Genomic DNA, 16159 nt, shown 5'->3' with positions numbered 1-16159 from the left:
ACTTTTAGTTATTTTAAAGCGTAATGCCTCTTCAAAATCCGTGACATTCGGCAGGGCTCTTGACGCACTAGTTGGTCACTCAGCCGTGGGGATCTTAGACTGATTTTTATTTTCTTAGTGCGTGTTTGGGACCTACTTAACTGGGCAAACGTAGCTCCCTGTCTAGGAAACAATCTTCTGTACCTGTTGTTTTCCTGCTACGGTTCCTCGGTGCAGAGAAAAATTTAATCTTAATACAAACAAAGATTTGCTGAACCAAGATAAATTTTTTTATTTTAAATATCTCCTTTAAAATTAGAGGATTTTTGGAAAAATACAGAATCTATCTTTAAAACTATTAAATATTTGGAGGGGTACGATGAAAACACATTATTACTGTACAATGGGAATAAGAAACTAACGGATGAAGATAAGGAAACTATACAATATAAAGATAAAACCGATGTAATATCCATAAAAGATTTATATGATAAAGATAACGATGCTGAATGATTTAAAAATGGGACAGAAGTTATACCGCTAACGGACCATTTAAGGTAGTAAGGATTGTTTAACTAACGATCGAGACTGGAGAGAGCAGGGGGGAATTGTTTAAAGCAGCAGTATATTTGGTACAAGGATTGATATTCATATTAGTAACTCTTATTGGTTTAGGACCAATATTTAGCATTGCTGCACCAGACTCAGATGAAATTTATGGGGTTTGGGTTTCAATGAATGTGAGTTTTAATACTCTTGTGTTGATATCTGCTTTTGTGCAGTTAAGGATAAAAAAGTTTGGGTGTTTTTAATATTCACAATAGGCTTGACTGCTCTTTTTATTTTAACTTTACAATACATATACCCTTACGTTTTGGATTTATTTTAGAATGAACAAAGTAACAAGCATTCAATTATCGCGCACGTTTGTTGAACAACATTACTGGAAAATGATTAAACTTTTTTATAAAAGTTAATATCAGTCTAAAGTGAAACCTATACATTTTGATTAATCTTTTTTCAAAATTTATCTCCTATACAATCTTATTAGGAGAATAGAAGGAGTTTTTAATGAAAATATTTGAGGCAAATAAAGTTTGCAAGAAGATAGACGGAAGAATGATTATTCATGAAGTCACTATAAGTATATCGCAAGGAGAAAAGATAGCGATTACCGGAAAAAATGGTTCAGGAAAAAGCAGCTTGTTGAAGCTTATCGGTGGTATCTTTACAGAAACTGAAGGGCAAGTGAAGCGACCTAAAGTTAACATTGGCTATGTCCCAGAACACTTTCCCGAAAATATTCGATTTAAAACACTTGATTATTTAATGTTAGTAGGTAGAATGTCTTCTAATTTAGATGAAGGAATTCTAAAAAGAATTGAGAAGTATGCTGAGCTATTTGCAATTACAGAATTCCTAACTACTCCTTTAAAAAATTGTTCGAAAGGGACAAAGCAAAAAGCCGGAATTATACAGGCATTATTAAATAACCCTGATTTATTACTATTAGACGAACCGCTAACTGGTTTAGATGATACGGCAAAAATTGAACTTTTGAGTCAGCTAAATTCACTTCAAAAGGATAAAACGATAATCTTTACTACACATGAACCACTACTAATTGAAAGACTAGCTGATAGGGTTTTAACTATAGAGAGTGGAAGAATTGTCTCTGATTCTACAATAGTCAAAAAGGAGAAAGTAAGAATTATAAAAGCGAAAATACCTAATAGAGGCATAGTAGCAGAGATTCCGTTTATTAGGTATAAATTTTTAGGGGGAGATTCTGTTGAAATAATTGTTTCAGTTAAAGAGTCTGATGAAATTTTGTCCATGTTACTTAAACGGGGATGTTCAATATTGGAATTAGCAGAGAAGGGGGAGTAAGTTGTCAGCTTTCATCCGTTATCAATTAATAAGCTTTGTGCAATCATTAAAATTTATTCCGCCTGTTGTTATTTTTTGTGCATGGGTGTTTATTTTATATGCCTATAAAAATGTGCCGATACTTAGCAGTTACGCAGTATCATCTCTTGTAATGTACTTAATCATGACATGGATTACAATGTCTATTTTTACATTGGATGAAGAAAGCGAAAAGCATATCTTATTCACTCACCTTAGCAGAAAAGTGAGTTATTTATTTGGTAAATGGTTAACTATTCTGGTAATCATGATACCTTTACTATTATTTGCAGTTTTCTTCCCGATTCTTATAGAAAGCTTCCAAGGAAATATGTCGGTTAAGCTATATATTTATACATTTTACAGTCACTTGGTTTTTTCGGCATTTGGGATTTTAGTAGGAACGCTATTTTCAGCTACTAAACTTGCAACAAAAAAATATGCATGGCTTTCAGCCGTATTTATAATCGTAGTTTCACTTTCTTCAAAAGCAATAATTGAAATGATGGCCTTTTCCAAATGGATTTTATGGATTTTTCCCCCTGTATTTAAGGTGACTGAGTATATGGAAGATAAAAGTCAATTACTATTAAATAAACCAATAATATTTGATAGTGTTTTTGTAGTTGTTTATCTACTCATTGGAGTAGTCATGTTAGTTCCTCTTTTTTTAAACAAAGAAGGTTAGCAGTTGTAAAATATTAATAAAGTCTTATCATACATGCAATCTTCAAATAAGTACGCAATTGTTGAAGTTTTTAGTTAGAAAATGACCAAACTTTTTTATGGAAAATGTACAATACTTTACAAAGAAAGAATCAGTTTTATTAAAATCATCTCACCTCCAGAAATTTCTAGTGTGAGATGATTTTTTATTGGATATTTATGTTACTATTGTGAAGTAATGTACTTAAATTAAGCGCAAATGACCTGTCTTAGAAAAGGAGATAAAAAAATGATTGAATTACGAAAGATAAATGGGAATAACATAGATGAAATAATAGCACTTGAAGTTGAAGAAAACCAGAAAGACTTTATAGAAACTACTAACCTTAGAAGCTTTGCAGACGCTCATATGTTAAACGCAGATGGTATACCAGCGACTCCGCTTGCCGTTTATGCCGATGAAGTTGTGGTTGGATTTTTGATGTATATTTATGATACGTTGGATCATGAATCATTTGCAAATGAAGTTTTTTACGGGAAAAAGAGCTATTTTATTTGGCACATTATGATTGGAAAGGGTCACCAGGGTAAAGGATATGGCAAGCTTGCTTTTGAAAAAATGTTGATGGATATTGAAACTATGCCAGATGGTGAAGCAGAATATGTAACCCTCTTTTATCAAACAAATAATATCATAGCTAAAACATTATACGCTTCATTTGATTTCGTAGATACAGGAATTATTCAGGATCATTCGATGTTAGCGATAAAAAAACTAGAGGGAAAATAGCGTAATATTTAGTAAAATAGTCTTCTTGGAAAGAAATGTAGGCTATCGACGTCTTGCCCCTTAATAAACCCATATATCCAGAAGGAAAACTTAGCAAAAATATAATATTTACACCGCAATCGGTCGCAATTTTTTTAGAATTACTAGGTAGAAAATGATCAAACTTTATTCCAAACCAACACTAACAAATATTATAGAACCTCAAAAAAGAGCTGTTCATTGGTAGAAAGTAAAGTCCACTTCTAATGAAACAGCTCTTATTAATTGTTACTTTAAAGAGATAAACGCATAGATTACAAAGAAAACAACCATCATTACTAAAATGAAAAAGTTTGAGAGAACAGAGGCTTTAACAAAAATCATGGCGATAAAGCATAATAGGAATAATGTTAGTACAATAAATTGATGTCTTTTCAATTTTGCATGTGAATAACGATACGAGTGAAAGACAAATAATGTGGATAATAAGTACATGGTCATAGATATAAAGATAAAAACGAGTATAAAAGTAGGGTTCATTTTTTCTTCGAATAATAGGCGAATTGAAATTGTAATCATACTAATGGCCATTAAAATAAAAAGATGTCCATAGATAATACGATGACCAGTAGATTTTATCTGTTTATCAATTTTAAAATCTAAGTTATCAAAGTATTGCCAGCCCATTGAAATAATTAATATAAAGAATAGTGAACCGTATAATATATTATTCCATTCGCCAGGGTGTGGTTGAACAATAATGATTGTACTGACAAGCATTTCACCAAATAAAATAGTTGTGAATTGACTAAAGCGTTCAATCAAATGCTCACTATTTATTGGACTTTTCATCAAATATTTTCGTCCGAACATAGGCACAATAATATCTACGACAATCCCCAAGTAGAGGAAGAAATAACGCCACCAGCTATCGAAAAATAAAGAGCAGAGCGAAATGATGATACCAATCCAAAAGTATTTACCTAAAAATAGTGCCACTTGTTTATTCGGCCCGACTTCAGAACGCGCAACAATTACATATTGAATGGCTGTTAAAGCCCTTAATCCAAGGTAACCAATTAAAAATGGAATAAAATAAGAGTCGAAATCTGTCGATAAACTTGAAATCATAATCAAAGCAAAAATCATTTGTAGAATAAGAAATAAACGATGATGGATTAAATCTTTACCGAAACGATTCGTAAATAGCGTTTGACCTACCCAGCTCCACCAAATAGGGATAAAAATCAAAACAAACTTTGCCATATATTCAACTGGAATTTCCCCATCTTCAGTATGGATGAGTACACTTGTAACAGTAGCAATGGCTGCAACAAATAATAAATCAGAAAATAGCTCTAACCAGGTGACTTTTTTACTTTCCATGTAAAGCCTCCGTCTCTATTACAAGATATCTGAACAATTATAAATTCTTATAAATAAGAATCAACGTTATTTGCTCATTTTAATACATTGTACATTACGAAAAACGATATAGTGAACCTTCTATCAGTGGGGGTTTCCTCATCCCTCACTGATTGATAGTTTCACCAACCTTAGTTTTTATAGGCTGTTAATACGGGATAAATCAAAGAGCTAATTCTATTGAAGAGTTGTCTCAGCCTTGAAAATATTATTGATTTTGATGCATCCACTCAATAAATTGTTTTAAATAACGATTTAAGTACGTATTAGTTTTTTCATCTGTTAGGGCTCTTTGTTCAATATCAATTTTTGTATGAACTTGTGAAATGAGCATTTTTTGGAATGGTAATACTTGCACATGAATTTGCTCAAGTGATTGGCGTAGCTGGATTTGAGCAAAAGCTGTGCCCATGCCTCCTGGTGTAGCACCAATAATTCCAACAGGTTTATTGATTAAGACAGAAGTTTTTGTTGGACGTGATGCCCAGTCAATTGCATTTTTCAAGACACCAGGCACGCCTGAATTGTATTCTGGTGATACAATGATCAGCCCATCGACCTGCTTAATAGCTTGTTTAAATTGAGTAACAGTAGTAGGATCGCCATCTACCTCTAAATCCTCATTAAATAATGGTAATTCTCCTATTTCAATCTGTAAAAATTGAACAGAGTCATCTAACTTTGGTAAAGTTTCTGCAATAATGCGGTTATAAGATGCTTTTCGTAGACTTCCGCAAATAAGCCCAATTGTTTTCATAATAAATCTCCTTTGGCTTCAGATAAAATGTAAGGATTAATCTTCATATAAGTTTTGATAGTCAAAAAATAATCCTTCGTAAATAAATGAAGCTCTATTTTGAGAGTATTGTAACAAATCATTACGCAGTTTTGAATGTATTATATTGTATTTCTCACAATATAGTGTAATTTAAGAACTCAATTTGTATTCTTTCTAACTCTGTCTTTTTATCTGTTTCTTCTTCTAAATATTTTTCTAAATCAGGAATCAATGATATAGGAACATTGAAACACTGATTCTTATCATTATCAAGAGTGTCTTCTATTGGCGTAACCTTGCCAGCATTTAAAAAATTCTCAGATAGCTTGCATACTTCATTTTTGGATGCTGAATCAACTCGAGGATTATTTATTAAGTTGGATAATATCAAGATAATGCCTATTAATAAAATGTAAGTTATTTTTTACTCATAATATTTTTCTTCTTTTAAAAGCTGTTATTACTTTATAGTAACCTTTCTTTATGAAGTGTAGTACAAATAAAAAAGAGTGGGTACAGCATGGCATTATCTACAACAAGTCAAAAAATACAGGATTTTTGAAGGGGTAAGGGGTTTTCAACTACCAAAGGGAATTTTGATGGACAAGAAACACTATAACCATGGAATTCATTGCTCCATTTACAGGGGAAGAAATAAAAGCAACAGAGCTAAAATAATAAAATCACTTTGGTAGTAGCGTGAAAACGTAGTGTGGTTGTTGAAGCAGTGAACTCCAGCGTTTCACACGTAAAGAAAACCACCAGTTAGTTAAGACTGGTGGTACTATATCATCTCTAAACTTCCTTACTTCAAAGCCATAGCTAAGCTACTGGTTTTGAAAATAATTACTTATGGAATTTCACACGATCTTCAAGTGGCTGGAATTCTTTTTCACCTGGTGTGGCTGTTGGATTACCAAATGGCATTTGTGCGATAAGCTTCCAATTATCAGGGATATTCCATTCTTTTTTCACTTCATCATCAATTAGTGGATTATAGTGCTGTAAAGATGCTCCTAATCCTTCTGCTTCTAATGCTGCCCAAACAACTAACTGGTGCATACCCGATGATTGGTTTGACCAAATTGGGAAGTTTTCAGCATATAGAGCAAATTGTTCTTGCAATGATTTAACAATCGCTTCATCTTCAAAGAATAATACGGTTCCATAGCCTGCTTTAAAAGAATCCATTTTTTGTTGCGTTCCTGAAAAATCTCCATTACCCACTGCTTTTTTTAATGCTTCAGTAGTAATGTCCCATAATTTATTATGCGCCTCGCCTGTTAATACAACTAAACGTGCAGTTTGAGAGTTAAAAGCTGATGGAGTGTATTTCACCGCAAACTCTACAATTTCTTTAATTCTTTCTTCAGATACTTGTATCTCTTTATTAATTGAATAGTAAGAACGTCTTTCTTTAAGTGTAGTATAAAAATCTTTTGACATAATTGTATTTCCTCCTAATATTTCAATAAAAATTTATTTTAAATTAATTAAACATCAGATTACTTATGCATTCCATTAATGAGCGGTTTGTCCACCATCGATAACGAATGTATGTCCTGCCGCAAAGGTAGCTCCTGATGAAGATAAAAATACTACCATTTCTGCGATTTCCTCAGGCTTAGCAGGGCGATTTGCTGGAATATTACCAACGACTGTTTTGCGGAATTCTGGATCATCCATCCAGTTTTTAGTCATCGGGGTTTCGACAAGCCCAGGGGCAATTCCATTTACACGAATTCCTTTTGCTGCATATTCAATTCCGGCTGCTTTCGTTAAACCAACGACTCCATGCTTAGCCGCAACATAAGGTGCCATGAAAGGATCAGCGATTAGACCAGCGATGGATGCTGTATTGACTATAGTACCTCCACCGGATTTTTCCATATATTCAAGCTCATATTTAAGAGCTAAAAATACCCCTTTTAAATCGACTGCAATTGTACTATCAAAATCTTTTTCCGTCATTTCTACAAATGGCTTCGTTGGAGGAAGAATCCCAGCATTATTAAATGCATGATGCAAACCACCAAATTCAGAAACAGTGTTGTCAATTAATGCTTTAACTTGTTCGGGATTGGTAACATCCGTCTTAAAAAATACCGCTTTTCCTCCTTCAGCTTCAATGAGCTGAACTGTTTCATTAGCACGCTCATCAACATCACCAATTGCTATTTTTGCACCTCTTTTAGCAAATGCAAGAGCTGTAGCACGCCCAATGCCTGTTGCTGCACCTGTAATTAGAACAACTTTACCTTCAAAATCTCTTGACATCTCTATCATTTCCTTTCCATTCGCTTGGAATTCAAGGGCGTTTTTTGTCCAAGTTCCCTCATACTTAAAGTTGCATTCCAACTGTATTAGTATAACCAGCGTCTACCTTAGTAATTCAACTGGTTTTTATCTCGAATTAAAATATCTCTAATTCAAGATAATTGTAATAAATTCAATATTTATCGTCAACAAGTATGCTCAAATTTTATTTCAAATAAAGCTGTAGTCTAACAAAATTTAAAATAAAATTTGATTAAAAATTTTGTTTCGATATGCAAGATTTCTTCTTATTTCTAATTAGATACATTATAGAATAAACAATTTTATTTTAATGGAGAGGTATTTATTAGTGTTTTATAGAAATTGTAACTACATCTAAAGGAGGAATTAAAATGACAGAAATAATTCAGAATAAGATTATTCAAGAGCTTAAAGAATTAAAACTAGTTGGCTTTCGTGTTTTGTGTCCAGGTGACCAATACTTAGTTGAAATACCTAAAGCATCGCTAATATTAGCCGAGCGTATAGGTGAAATTAAACAGGTAGTTAATCCAAATATACAAATTGGCGCCTTTGTTGTAGAAAACCAAACTCCCGATGAAGATGGTTACTGGGTTAGTGTTGAAGTAAAAGAATATGAGGATGTTCCAATTGATATGGTGACTCTGACTATACCTCCCCAAAGATATGCAGCTCTAAGACACGTAGGTTCTAACAGCAAAATAATAGAAGCATATAATGACTTACATAAGTGGGCTGAAGACAACAATTATGTAAGGCTAAAAAATAAATGGCATTTAGAAAGATTTTACGAATGGAAGGATACTGAAAAGGTAGATGTAGATTTGTTAGATACTATTGAATAACATTGTTACCGTGATTGATAGACTAAAGAGAAATGTTAATACAGGAAGGTGTCTTGCGAATCAATAGCGAAAGCTATTAAAAGGAATTTACACATTTTAAAAGTTAGGGAGGAAATAAAGTGAGTTACGAAATCAAAACGTTACCAGCATATAGGGCGATAGGATTAAAATGGGAAGGGACATTTTCCGAAATTGTACCGAATTTAAAAAACGTTATTCAACAAATTAGAGATCGTGTCGATGAGCTAGAAAATGTGGTAAATCCAAATATTCAATTAGGCCTATCTTATCATGTAATTGAAAATGGATTCGTACATTATGCGGTGTATGAAGTGAGTGAGAATCAAGAAATTCCAGATGGGATGATTGAAATAAGAGTTCCTGAATTTACCTATGTGAAAACGACACATAACAAAGGCGAAGACATACAAACAACATATACGGATTTGCATCAATGGTTATTTACTAGTGACTATACTGCGTTTAAAGAGGCTGGAGTAAATTACTACGATCCTTATATGCCGATAAAACATGAATATTGTTATGTTGATAGTGATCCCAATGATCCACATTTTGATATTTATATACCCATTGTAAAAAAGTAATATTTATTTAATTAAAAAAGCTTATTTTAATTAAGTTTTCTTCCAAATCCATTGTTTCTAGCTTTATAAAAAATAGATAATTTAAATATGAATGTTCAATTTTAATTTGCCATGTTCTTGAGTAGGAGAAAGGGTTTTTCATAATTAATATAGAAATTAATTTTAGATGAGGTTATAGCATGTCCTGTTTATCTATATTCAATATTTGGAGAAAGTAGAAAATTACTTTGAGAGTGGGATGGAAAATGGACAAAAATAGAGTAGTTGGACAAACAAAAAGCGTAGGATTTCAAGTAGGAGTTAGAAGGACTTTCCCTATATCACAGGAGCGAGCATGGGAGTTTATTACTTCTGAAGAAGGATTGAATTTATGGTTAGGGGAAGATGCTAATGTCATTCTTCAGTCTGGTCAGAATTATAGTACGAAAACAGGGACAGGGGAAATACGGATTGTCAAACCTTTACAACAGCTTCGCCTAACTTGGCAAAAAGAAGGCTGGGAAAAACCGTCTACAGTTCAAGTCCGTATTATAGCAAAGGTAAGTGATAAGACAACGATTAGTTTTCATCAAGAGAATCTTTCCAATCAGAACGCTAGGGAAGAAATGAAAGTACATTGGGAAACAGTCCTAGAAGGCATAAAAGAAAGATGTTTGTTTTAAATGTTAACTAATTCATAGGGAAAATTATATCCATTCACTTATAATCAAGGCAAGTGAATTTAGTAAACGAAATAAGGAAAAGGGGTTTGAAAATGGACGTAAAATATCCAATTGGAAAATTGCAAGTTCCTGAAAAAGTAACAGTTGAACATGTTGAAAAATGGTTGAGAGAAATTGAAACATATGCAACAAGACTAAGAGAAACTGTTGGTACATTAAGTGATGAGGATTTGAGCAAAACATATCGTGAAGGTGCATGGACAGTGCGTCAGCTTGTTCATCATATTGCAGATTCGCAGTTAAATATGTATCAGCGTTTGAAGCTCGCTTTAACAGATGACAACCCAATAGTACCTGCTTTCAATGAAGAAGAGTGGGCCATTCAACCAGATACAAAGCTTCCTGTAGAAAGCTCTATTAAAATGTTAGAAGGTATCAATGAGCGCATTGTAACTTTGGGACAGAGTTTAACAGAAGAGCAATTAAATCGAGTTTTTACTCATCAAGTAAACGGTGAAATACCTGTTGCTATAAAAGTTGCAAAATTAGCTTGGCATGAAGAGCATCACTTGGCTCATATAAAAAATGCATTAGTAAAGTAAACATTTTCAACAAAAGCTGTCTAGAGGTAGATGCATGCATCTACCTCTAGACAGCTTTATTTTGTTATAACAAGCGCTTATTTCTTCCCATGCAGCTTTAATATCGCATTAATCGCTTGTTCCAATGTGTAATTGCTCTGTGGTGAGAATAAGTCATGCTCTATGCCGTCCATAATTCCTGCAAGTTGTAAACTATAAACACTTTCCTTGGCAGAAGGAGAAATTTCACTGTCATCGCTGTAAGGTGTAGGGTGACTATCCGTAAAATTCTCTTTTATCTCCATGTATTGATATACTTGATGAAGAATTACTGCGGCTTCCTCGCGAGTAATCGTGTCATTAGGGTCGAATGTGTTTTCTATAATGCCAAGTTCATATAGTGCCACGATAAAGTCATCGGATGTATTTTCAAATAATGAAGCTGGTGTTATATCTGATTCCCAATCTGTTTTCTGAAGAAGTAATGTAACAACAAGCTTAGCAAAATCGCCTTTCTTGATATCTACCCTATAATTTTTGTGAAGCCAATAAGGGAAAAGCTCAGCTTTCATCGCTCTTGCCATCGTCAAATTTGTTAACAGATCCTTCTCATTATAGCTATTGCCTAGCGAATTAGTAATATCGATATAGTCAAGATTAAGATGTACACCTTTTATAGGACTCAACGTGCCGTAAGTTTGTCCCTCTTGTATTTCTTTCTCCATTTCCACTACAAATTCATCCTCGATAAGCTCGTCGTAAGCAAAGTTTGTCATAGTAACCGACATATGGCCACCAAGCCCATCAGAGCTGATACTGATAAAGCTGATTTCTGCTAGCTCTTCAGTAGAAAGCTGTGATTTTATCTTCTCCCATGCTTGCTTTGCGTGGTCTGTTACGGGCAGAGTGTCAGAAGGCTTATTAATTATTTCTTCTTTTATAATCTGGCCATCTTGTTTTGAAAAACGGCTCTCATGGAATCCGCTTGCGGAATCCATACGAACAAGCTCATTATTGACAAGCGTATAGCCTTCTCCCTCTTCTTCGTATGATCCGATATATAATGTAAAGAGATTTTCTTGCTCATCATATTCAATATAATAAGAATTTCCGTATATATTGTTCCATCTATTGTCCTCAGATTTGCCAAACTCTTTATCCAAAATTGTACTTAATTCCCCAAATGAAATACCCGTATTACGAAAATCTACAGAAAGAGAACCAAACCATCCCCAGTGACTAGTTGCAGTTAACGTGAGCGCTTGAGGTATATCAAATAACTGTACCTTAGCCTGATACTTCGCTGCGTCATCATCAGATGGAACTTGACTGAATCGTATAGCAGTTGCTTCCTCTACCTCTTTTTTGGAGCCAGATGGTATCCTCATTGTATTAGAGATTGGATACACTGTATCGTCAACGATAGGTCGTGCTATTGCTTGATAGGATGGGGTTTTATCGCTCATAATTTGGCGAGCAATTACCTGACCTGCATCAGCCGCATACGCAAGCATATCGGGGCTAATATGTTCAATTGTGTCATTTTCATTATGGTATTCTCCATGTACAGCAGGGTGAGAGAAGAATAGATTCGGAATTGCCTTTGGATGGAAAGAGGCATGGTCACTTGTTCCACCACTGTTATACTCCAAAACTTGAATGTTTTTATAATTTTCGTTGTTCTTTAGCAGCTCAGATAAGAAGCTTCCTTCTCCGTCAGCAGAATAGATTTTCACGTTTTTTTCTTTCTTTGCTGCTAACATATCGAAGTTCAGCATTCCTATTACTTTTTCGCTATCAGCTCCCAATTGATTCACATAGTGCTTTGAGCCAATCAAGCCATCCTCCTCTGCGTCAAAGGCAACAAAACGTATTTCTGTATCTGTAGGTACATCATGTAATAAACGTGCAAGCTCAAGCATCACCGCAACACCAGAAGCATTATCATTAGCTGCTGGAATATCCTTTATACCATCATAGTGTGCGCCAATAATCAAAATGTCCTTTGTTTTTACCGCTGTATTTGGCGAAAGTGTTCCAATAATATTGATAGCGGAATATTTATTGGAGGTCTCTTCCATTCCGTTACTAGCCTCTCCCCAGTCGAAATACTCTCCTTCAAATGCTTGCGTTGTCACAGTAAGACCATATTTTTTAAATGTATCAATAATGAATTGCCTCGCAAGTTCCTTTTCTTCATTGTCATGTCCTCTTGGATAAGAAGACAAAGCTTCGACAGTTGACATCATCTCGCTTGTATTTACGGCATCTTTCATAGCACTTGCTGTAAAAGTATTTGGTAAACTTGCAAAAACAAATAAAGTTGCCAATAATGTACTTATTATCTTTTTCATTTAGTAGATTTCCCCCTTGTCATATAAACACCATTCTAGAAATACTGAATCAAACAATGCCCAATTAATCTTTATTACATTTGTTGAATAGTTATAATTCACCCAAAATAAGGAATCTTAATAATCTTACATAAAAGCCACCATTTAAGCAAATATTTTCATCCTTCTTAAATGGAGTAAATTCTTAATGGTCTGAAAAATAAAATTACCTGCTATCGTCATAGCAATTTTATTACTTCCTGTTCTTTTCATCTTTTCGGCATTCTAAAATATTTGAATATGGCGTTAGAGAATAATAAGATGAGAGTAATAAATAGTAAGGAGCAGCTCACATGGAGGAGAATATTAAAAAAGTTAAAATTGCTATTAATGGGGGAATAGGATTTGGGGCAAAGCTCAATGCAAAGCAATTATTAACCATTTCTAAATATATAGGTGAGGACGAGGAGATTGAATTAACAACTTTTCAACAGCTATATATAGAAGTCCCTGAAAATCAAAAAGTAGAAATTGTTCAGGAGTTTGAAAGTGTTGGATTGGCTTGCTATCCTGTTGGAAACTATGTGAAAAGCTTAAGAACTTGTAATTTCTGCAAAGGTGAAGAACAAGAAGGAATGCCAATTGCAAAAGAAATTAATAGAAGAATCGCTGGGAGACCCGTTCCGTTTACTCTTCGCCCTGCATATACTGGTTGTCCCGTTGGTTGTGGCGAGCCTTTAATAAATGATATTGGCGTTATGAAAATGAAGAATGGCTACGATTTATATATTGGTGGGAAAGCAAAAGGTGGCGATGCTAAAGCCGGTGAATTGTTTATGGAACAGCTTGAACCTGAGCAGCTTTACGCTATAATCGAAAAAGTTATTAATATCTATGCGGAAGAAGGTAAAAAGAGAGAACCTTTTAGCAAGTTTTGCAATCGCTATGGAGTAGACAATTTAAAGCACTCTATCATGGGAGCAGAAGGGATTTTAAATGGAATTTACTGAAATTGAATTATTAGAAGCAAAACGCCAGATAGACTCAACTTTACATAAGCTAGTGGAAACTGTAAAGACATTAGAAGGAAAAGAGAAGCCTGATAGATATAAATCTCAAATAACTTTAGCTAAAAGAAGAATTGATGCTTTTTGGATTGCAGTGGCTTTGATTGAAAGAGAACTGGAAAGTTTGAAATAATAAATGTTAAAGCCTCCGCACTAGTGTGGGGGCTTTACGAGTATTATAAAAACAAAGCCCCAAGAGCAGTCAGCATTACAAAAATTATTAGTAACGCTCCAAGCCAATCTGCTTTTATACCATTCCATTTCCCATCAATATACAGGAAGTACGACTAATCCTACATCACATAAGGCAATGAGACCTCAAGGAAATCCCTCACAAGAAATAAAAAATGTAATATAAGGCCATATTAATCGTAAAGTGGAACTATTCCCCAATTTGTCCGTATATAATAATAACAACTACATTTTGGGGGTGTGTTTATAATGAATCCATTTTTTTCTGCATGGCTACATCCAAAGCAAACGGCTCGTTACATTATCGAAAATAAATCTATGGGTTACGTGATTTTCATTATCTCAATAGGCCATATAGGTTCATTCTTATCAAGCTTGAAAGATATCAATTTTAATATTGATCCATGGCTACTTTTAGTAGCGAGTGTTATATTGTCGCCTGTTCTAGCTATTATCGGAAACAGCATTTCAGCATGGATTTTTTGGCAAGTCGGTAAACTGTATGATGGAATAGCTACCTATAAAGAACTGTTTAAAGGTTTAAGTGCAGGGGCAATCCCCTCTGTTGTGCTTATTCCCTTTTTTAGTATTTGGCTTCTGACATCGCCAGACTCTTTCATATATCGAGAATATATGGGACCTATACCTTGGATTGCTTTGCCTGCGCTGTTATTGGCTGCTGTTACAAGTATCTGGTCAATTGTTATCTCTGTAGCAGTTGTTGCTGAGTTACATCAAATTTCAACATGGAAAGCGATTGGTACAGTAATAATTCCATCAATCATATTAGCAATTTTAATAGTTATCCTTACTATTGTTGTAGTAGAAGCATTTTTGATTTAGTGTGTTTAAGTAAAAGTAGTTGATTGCGTAATTCTTTATAACTTTATTCTTCAACATCGAAAGGGTCGACTACTTTTTTTTCATGAGAAGATAACACGATATTTGTTGAGGGCGTGCCGTACTGCATTGAAGCATCAATAAATTTTTCTAAGCTTTCTACAGAATGTGTTGCTAATTTGACGATATAGCTAATTTCCCCGGCTACTCTGTAACACTCCAGTACATCGGGGTGGTTATGGCAAAAGCTTGCTAATGATTTACAATCTTTTGATTCAAACAAGATAAGTGCAGAAATAGGGCGGTTCATCTTTTTTAAAGAAACATGTGCATGGTAGCCTTCAATGATTTGTTGCTCTTCTAATTTTCGTACTCGCTCCGTTACTGACGGAGGGGATAGGTGAACAGCATCAGCTAAATCTTTCATTGAAATTTTGGCATTAGACTGTAGTATTCTCACAATGTTTTTATCGATTTGGTCCATAAAATACCCAACCTTTTTTTATAAAGTACAATAACCTAAAATCTAAATTAATTAAAGCAAAATAATTAAATTTCCTTTTTCAGCTTATTCATAGGCCCGCTATCTTTATATAAAATAAGGTATCAGAAGGGGGTTATGAAATGAAAAAGGTATTATTATTATTGGCTGATGGATTTGAAGCAGTAGAAGCAAGCGTATTCACGGATGTGCTAGGTTGGAATAAGTGGGAGGGAGACGGATCAACTGAGGTTGTGACTGTTGGCCTTCGAAATAAATTAACTTGTACATGGAATTTTACTGTCATACCTGAAAAAACTATAGATGATATTGAATTAGATGAGTTTGATGCACTTGCGATTCCAGGGGGTTTTGAGGAAGCGGGCTTTTATAAGGATGCTTTTAGTACACCATTTTTAAATGTTATTCACCATTTTAATGCTAATCAAAAGCCGATTGCTAGTATTTGTGTGGCCTCATTAGCACTCGGCAAAAGCGGCATTCTTGCAAATAAAAAAGCTACTACATACAACCATCCGACAAGTAAGCGAATAGGGCAATTAAAGGATTTTGGTGCAATTGTGCAAAATGATTTAATTGTTCAAGATGGCAATATTATTACATCTTCAAACCCTGTAACAGCTTTTGATGTTGCATTTTTATTACTAGAAAAACTAACATCTAAAAAGAACACAGAACATGTAAAAGATCTTATGGGATTTTAAAAATT

18 protein-coding genes are annotated in these 16159 nt (G+C 34.1%); 12 read left to right on the top strand and 6 right to left on the bottom strand.

The genetic code is table 11. From position 1 onward, the window contains the following. Window positions 1-587: 587 nt before the first annotated feature. The 4 genes from TY13_RS15000 (at window position 588) to TY13_RS14985 (ending at window position 3343) form a co-directional block, all read left to right on the top strand. A complete protein-coding gene (locus TY13_RS15000) occupies window positions 588-791 on the top strand; it encodes a hypothetical protein (RefSeq protein WP_042477718.1) in 204 nt (67 codons plus the stop codon). 259 nt (window positions 792-1050) lie between these two features. Next, the gene (locus TY13_RS14995) at window positions 1051-1869 is read left to right on the top strand and encodes an ATP-binding cassette domain-containing protein (protein ID WP_052344354.1); all 819 of its coding nucleotides are present in this window, start codon (window positions 1051-1053) and stop codon (window positions 1867-1869) included. A gap of 1 nt (window position 1870) precedes the next feature. Beyond that, on the top strand, window positions 1871-2575 hold the full coding sequence (locus TY13_RS14990; protein ID WP_042477715.1) for a hypothetical protein: 705 nt from the start codon (window positions 1871-1873) through the stop codon (window positions 2573-2575). 267 nt (window positions 2576-2842) lie between these two features. After that, window positions 2843-3343, top strand: a complete 501-nt coding sequence (locus TY13_RS14985; RefSeq protein ID WP_042477712.1) for a GNAT family N-acetyltransferase — start codon at window positions 2843-2845, stop codon at window positions 3341-3343. A gap of 267 nt (window positions 3344-3610) precedes the next feature. Here TY13_RS14985 and TY13_RS14980 read toward each other — a convergent pair whose 3' ends face one another. The 4 genes from TY13_RS14980 to TY13_RS14960 form a co-directional block, all read right to left on the bottom strand. Beyond that, window positions 3611-4708 (bottom strand): low temperature requirement protein A, encoded by a 1098-nt coding sequence (locus TY13_RS14980; RefSeq protein ID WP_042477709.1) that lies wholly within the window; start codon window positions 4706-4708, stop codon window positions 3611-3613. 247 nt (window positions 4709-4955) lie between these two features. Then, the gene (locus TY13_RS14975; RefSeq protein WP_052344353.1) at window positions 4956-5507 is read right to left on the bottom strand and encodes an NADPH-dependent FMN reductase; all 552 of its coding nucleotides are present in this window, start codon (window positions 5505-5507) and stop codon (window positions 4956-4958) included. Between the two features lie 864 nt (window positions 5508-6371). Beyond that, window positions 6372-6971, bottom strand: a complete 600-nt coding sequence (locus TY13_RS14965; protein ID WP_042477701.1) for a nitroreductase family protein — start codon at window positions 6969-6971, stop codon at window positions 6372-6374. A 75-nt stretch (window positions 6972-7046) separates the two neighbouring features. Beyond that, on the bottom strand, window positions 7047-7802 hold the full coding sequence (locus tag TY13_RS14960; protein ID WP_230199452.1) for an SDR family NAD(P)-dependent oxidoreductase: 756 nt from the start codon (window positions 7800-7802) through the stop codon (window positions 7047-7049). Window positions 7803-8194: 392 nt separating this feature from the next. On the opposite strand from TY13_RS14960, the gene TY13_RS14955 reads away from it, so the two are divergent. The 4 genes from TY13_RS14955 to TY13_RS14940 all read left to right on the top strand — a co-directional run bounded on the left by TY13_RS14955 (window position 8195) and on the right by TY13_RS14940 (window position 10537). Further along, complete coding sequence (locus tag TY13_RS14955; RefSeq protein WP_042477699.1) at window positions 8195-8668, top strand: GyrI-like domain-containing protein; 474 nt, start codon at window positions 8195-8197, stop codon at window positions 8666-8668. 119 nt (window positions 8669-8787) lie between these two features. Next, entirely contained in the window at window positions 8788-9273 is a 486-nt protein-coding gene (locus tag TY13_RS14950; RefSeq protein ID WP_042477697.1) for a GyrI-like domain-containing protein, read from the top strand. Between the two features lie 245 nt (window positions 9274-9518). Beyond that, window positions 9519-9935: an SRPBCC family protein gene (locus TY13_RS14945; protein ID WP_042477694.1), complete on the top strand. Its 417-nt coding sequence runs from the start codon at window positions 9519-9521 to the stop codon at window positions 9933-9935. Window positions 9936-10027: 92 nt separating this feature from the next. Then, a complete protein-coding gene (locus TY13_RS14940; RefSeq protein WP_042477691.1) occupies window positions 10028-10537 on the top strand; it encodes a YfiT family bacillithiol transferase in 510 nt (169 codons plus the stop codon). Window positions 10538-10614: 77 nt separating this feature from the next. Here the strand turns inward: TY13_RS14940 and TY13_RS19915 are convergent, their stop codons facing one another. Further along, the gene (locus TY13_RS19915) at window positions 10615-12870 is read right to left on the bottom strand and encodes a M28 family peptidase (protein ID WP_052344352.1); all 2256 of its coding nucleotides are present in this window, start codon (window positions 12868-12870) and stop codon (window positions 10615-10617) included. 332 nt (window positions 12871-13202) lie between these two features. Here TY13_RS19915 and TY13_RS14930 point away from each other — a divergent pair, with 332 nt between their 5' ends. The 3 genes from TY13_RS14930 (at window position 13203) to TY13_RS14920 (ending at window position 14951) form a co-directional block, all read left to right on the top strand. Further along, window positions 13203-13859, top strand: coding sequence for an NAD(P)/FAD-dependent oxidoreductase (locus TY13_RS14930; RefSeq protein WP_042477688.1), 657 nt, complete (start codon window positions 13203-13205; stop codon window positions 13857-13859). Continuing rightward, complete coding sequence (locus TY13_RS14925; protein WP_042477685.1) at window positions 13846-14049, top strand: hypothetical protein; 204 nt, start codon at window positions 13846-13848, stop codon at window positions 14047-14049. The genes TY13_RS14930 and TY13_RS14925 overlap by 14 nt, the downstream gene beginning before the upstream one ends. 308 nt (window positions 14050-14357) lie before the next feature. After that, window positions 14358-14951, top strand: coding sequence for a YIP1 family protein (locus tag TY13_RS14920; protein WP_042477681.1), 594 nt, complete (start codon window positions 14358-14360; stop codon window positions 14949-14951). A 43-nt stretch (window positions 14952-14994) separates the two neighbouring features. On the opposite strand, the gene TY13_RS14915 is transcribed toward TY13_RS14920, so the two are convergent. Then, window positions 14995-15432, bottom strand: a complete 438-nt coding sequence (locus TY13_RS14915) for an Lrp/AsnC family transcriptional regulator (RefSeq protein WP_042477677.1) — start codon at window positions 15430-15432, stop codon at window positions 14995-14997. A gap of 140 nt (window positions 15433-15572) precedes the next feature. Here TY13_RS14915 and TY13_RS14910 point away from each other — a divergent pair, with 140 nt between their 5' ends. Beyond that, window positions 15573-16154, top strand: a complete 582-nt coding sequence (locus TY13_RS14910) for a DJ-1/PfpI family protein (protein WP_042477674.1) — start codon at window positions 15573-15575, stop codon at window positions 16152-16154. The last annotated feature ends 5 nt before the right edge of the window (window positions 16155-16159 follow it).

It is taken from the genome of Bacillus ndiopicus (assembly GCF_000612805.1).
Lineage (GTDB): Bacteria > Bacillota > Bacilli > Bacillales_A > Planococcaceae > Metasolibacillus > Metasolibacillus ndiopicus.
The sequence above is the reverse complement of the archived record's forward strand: the minus strand, read 5'-3'. Positions and strand labels throughout refer to the sequence as shown.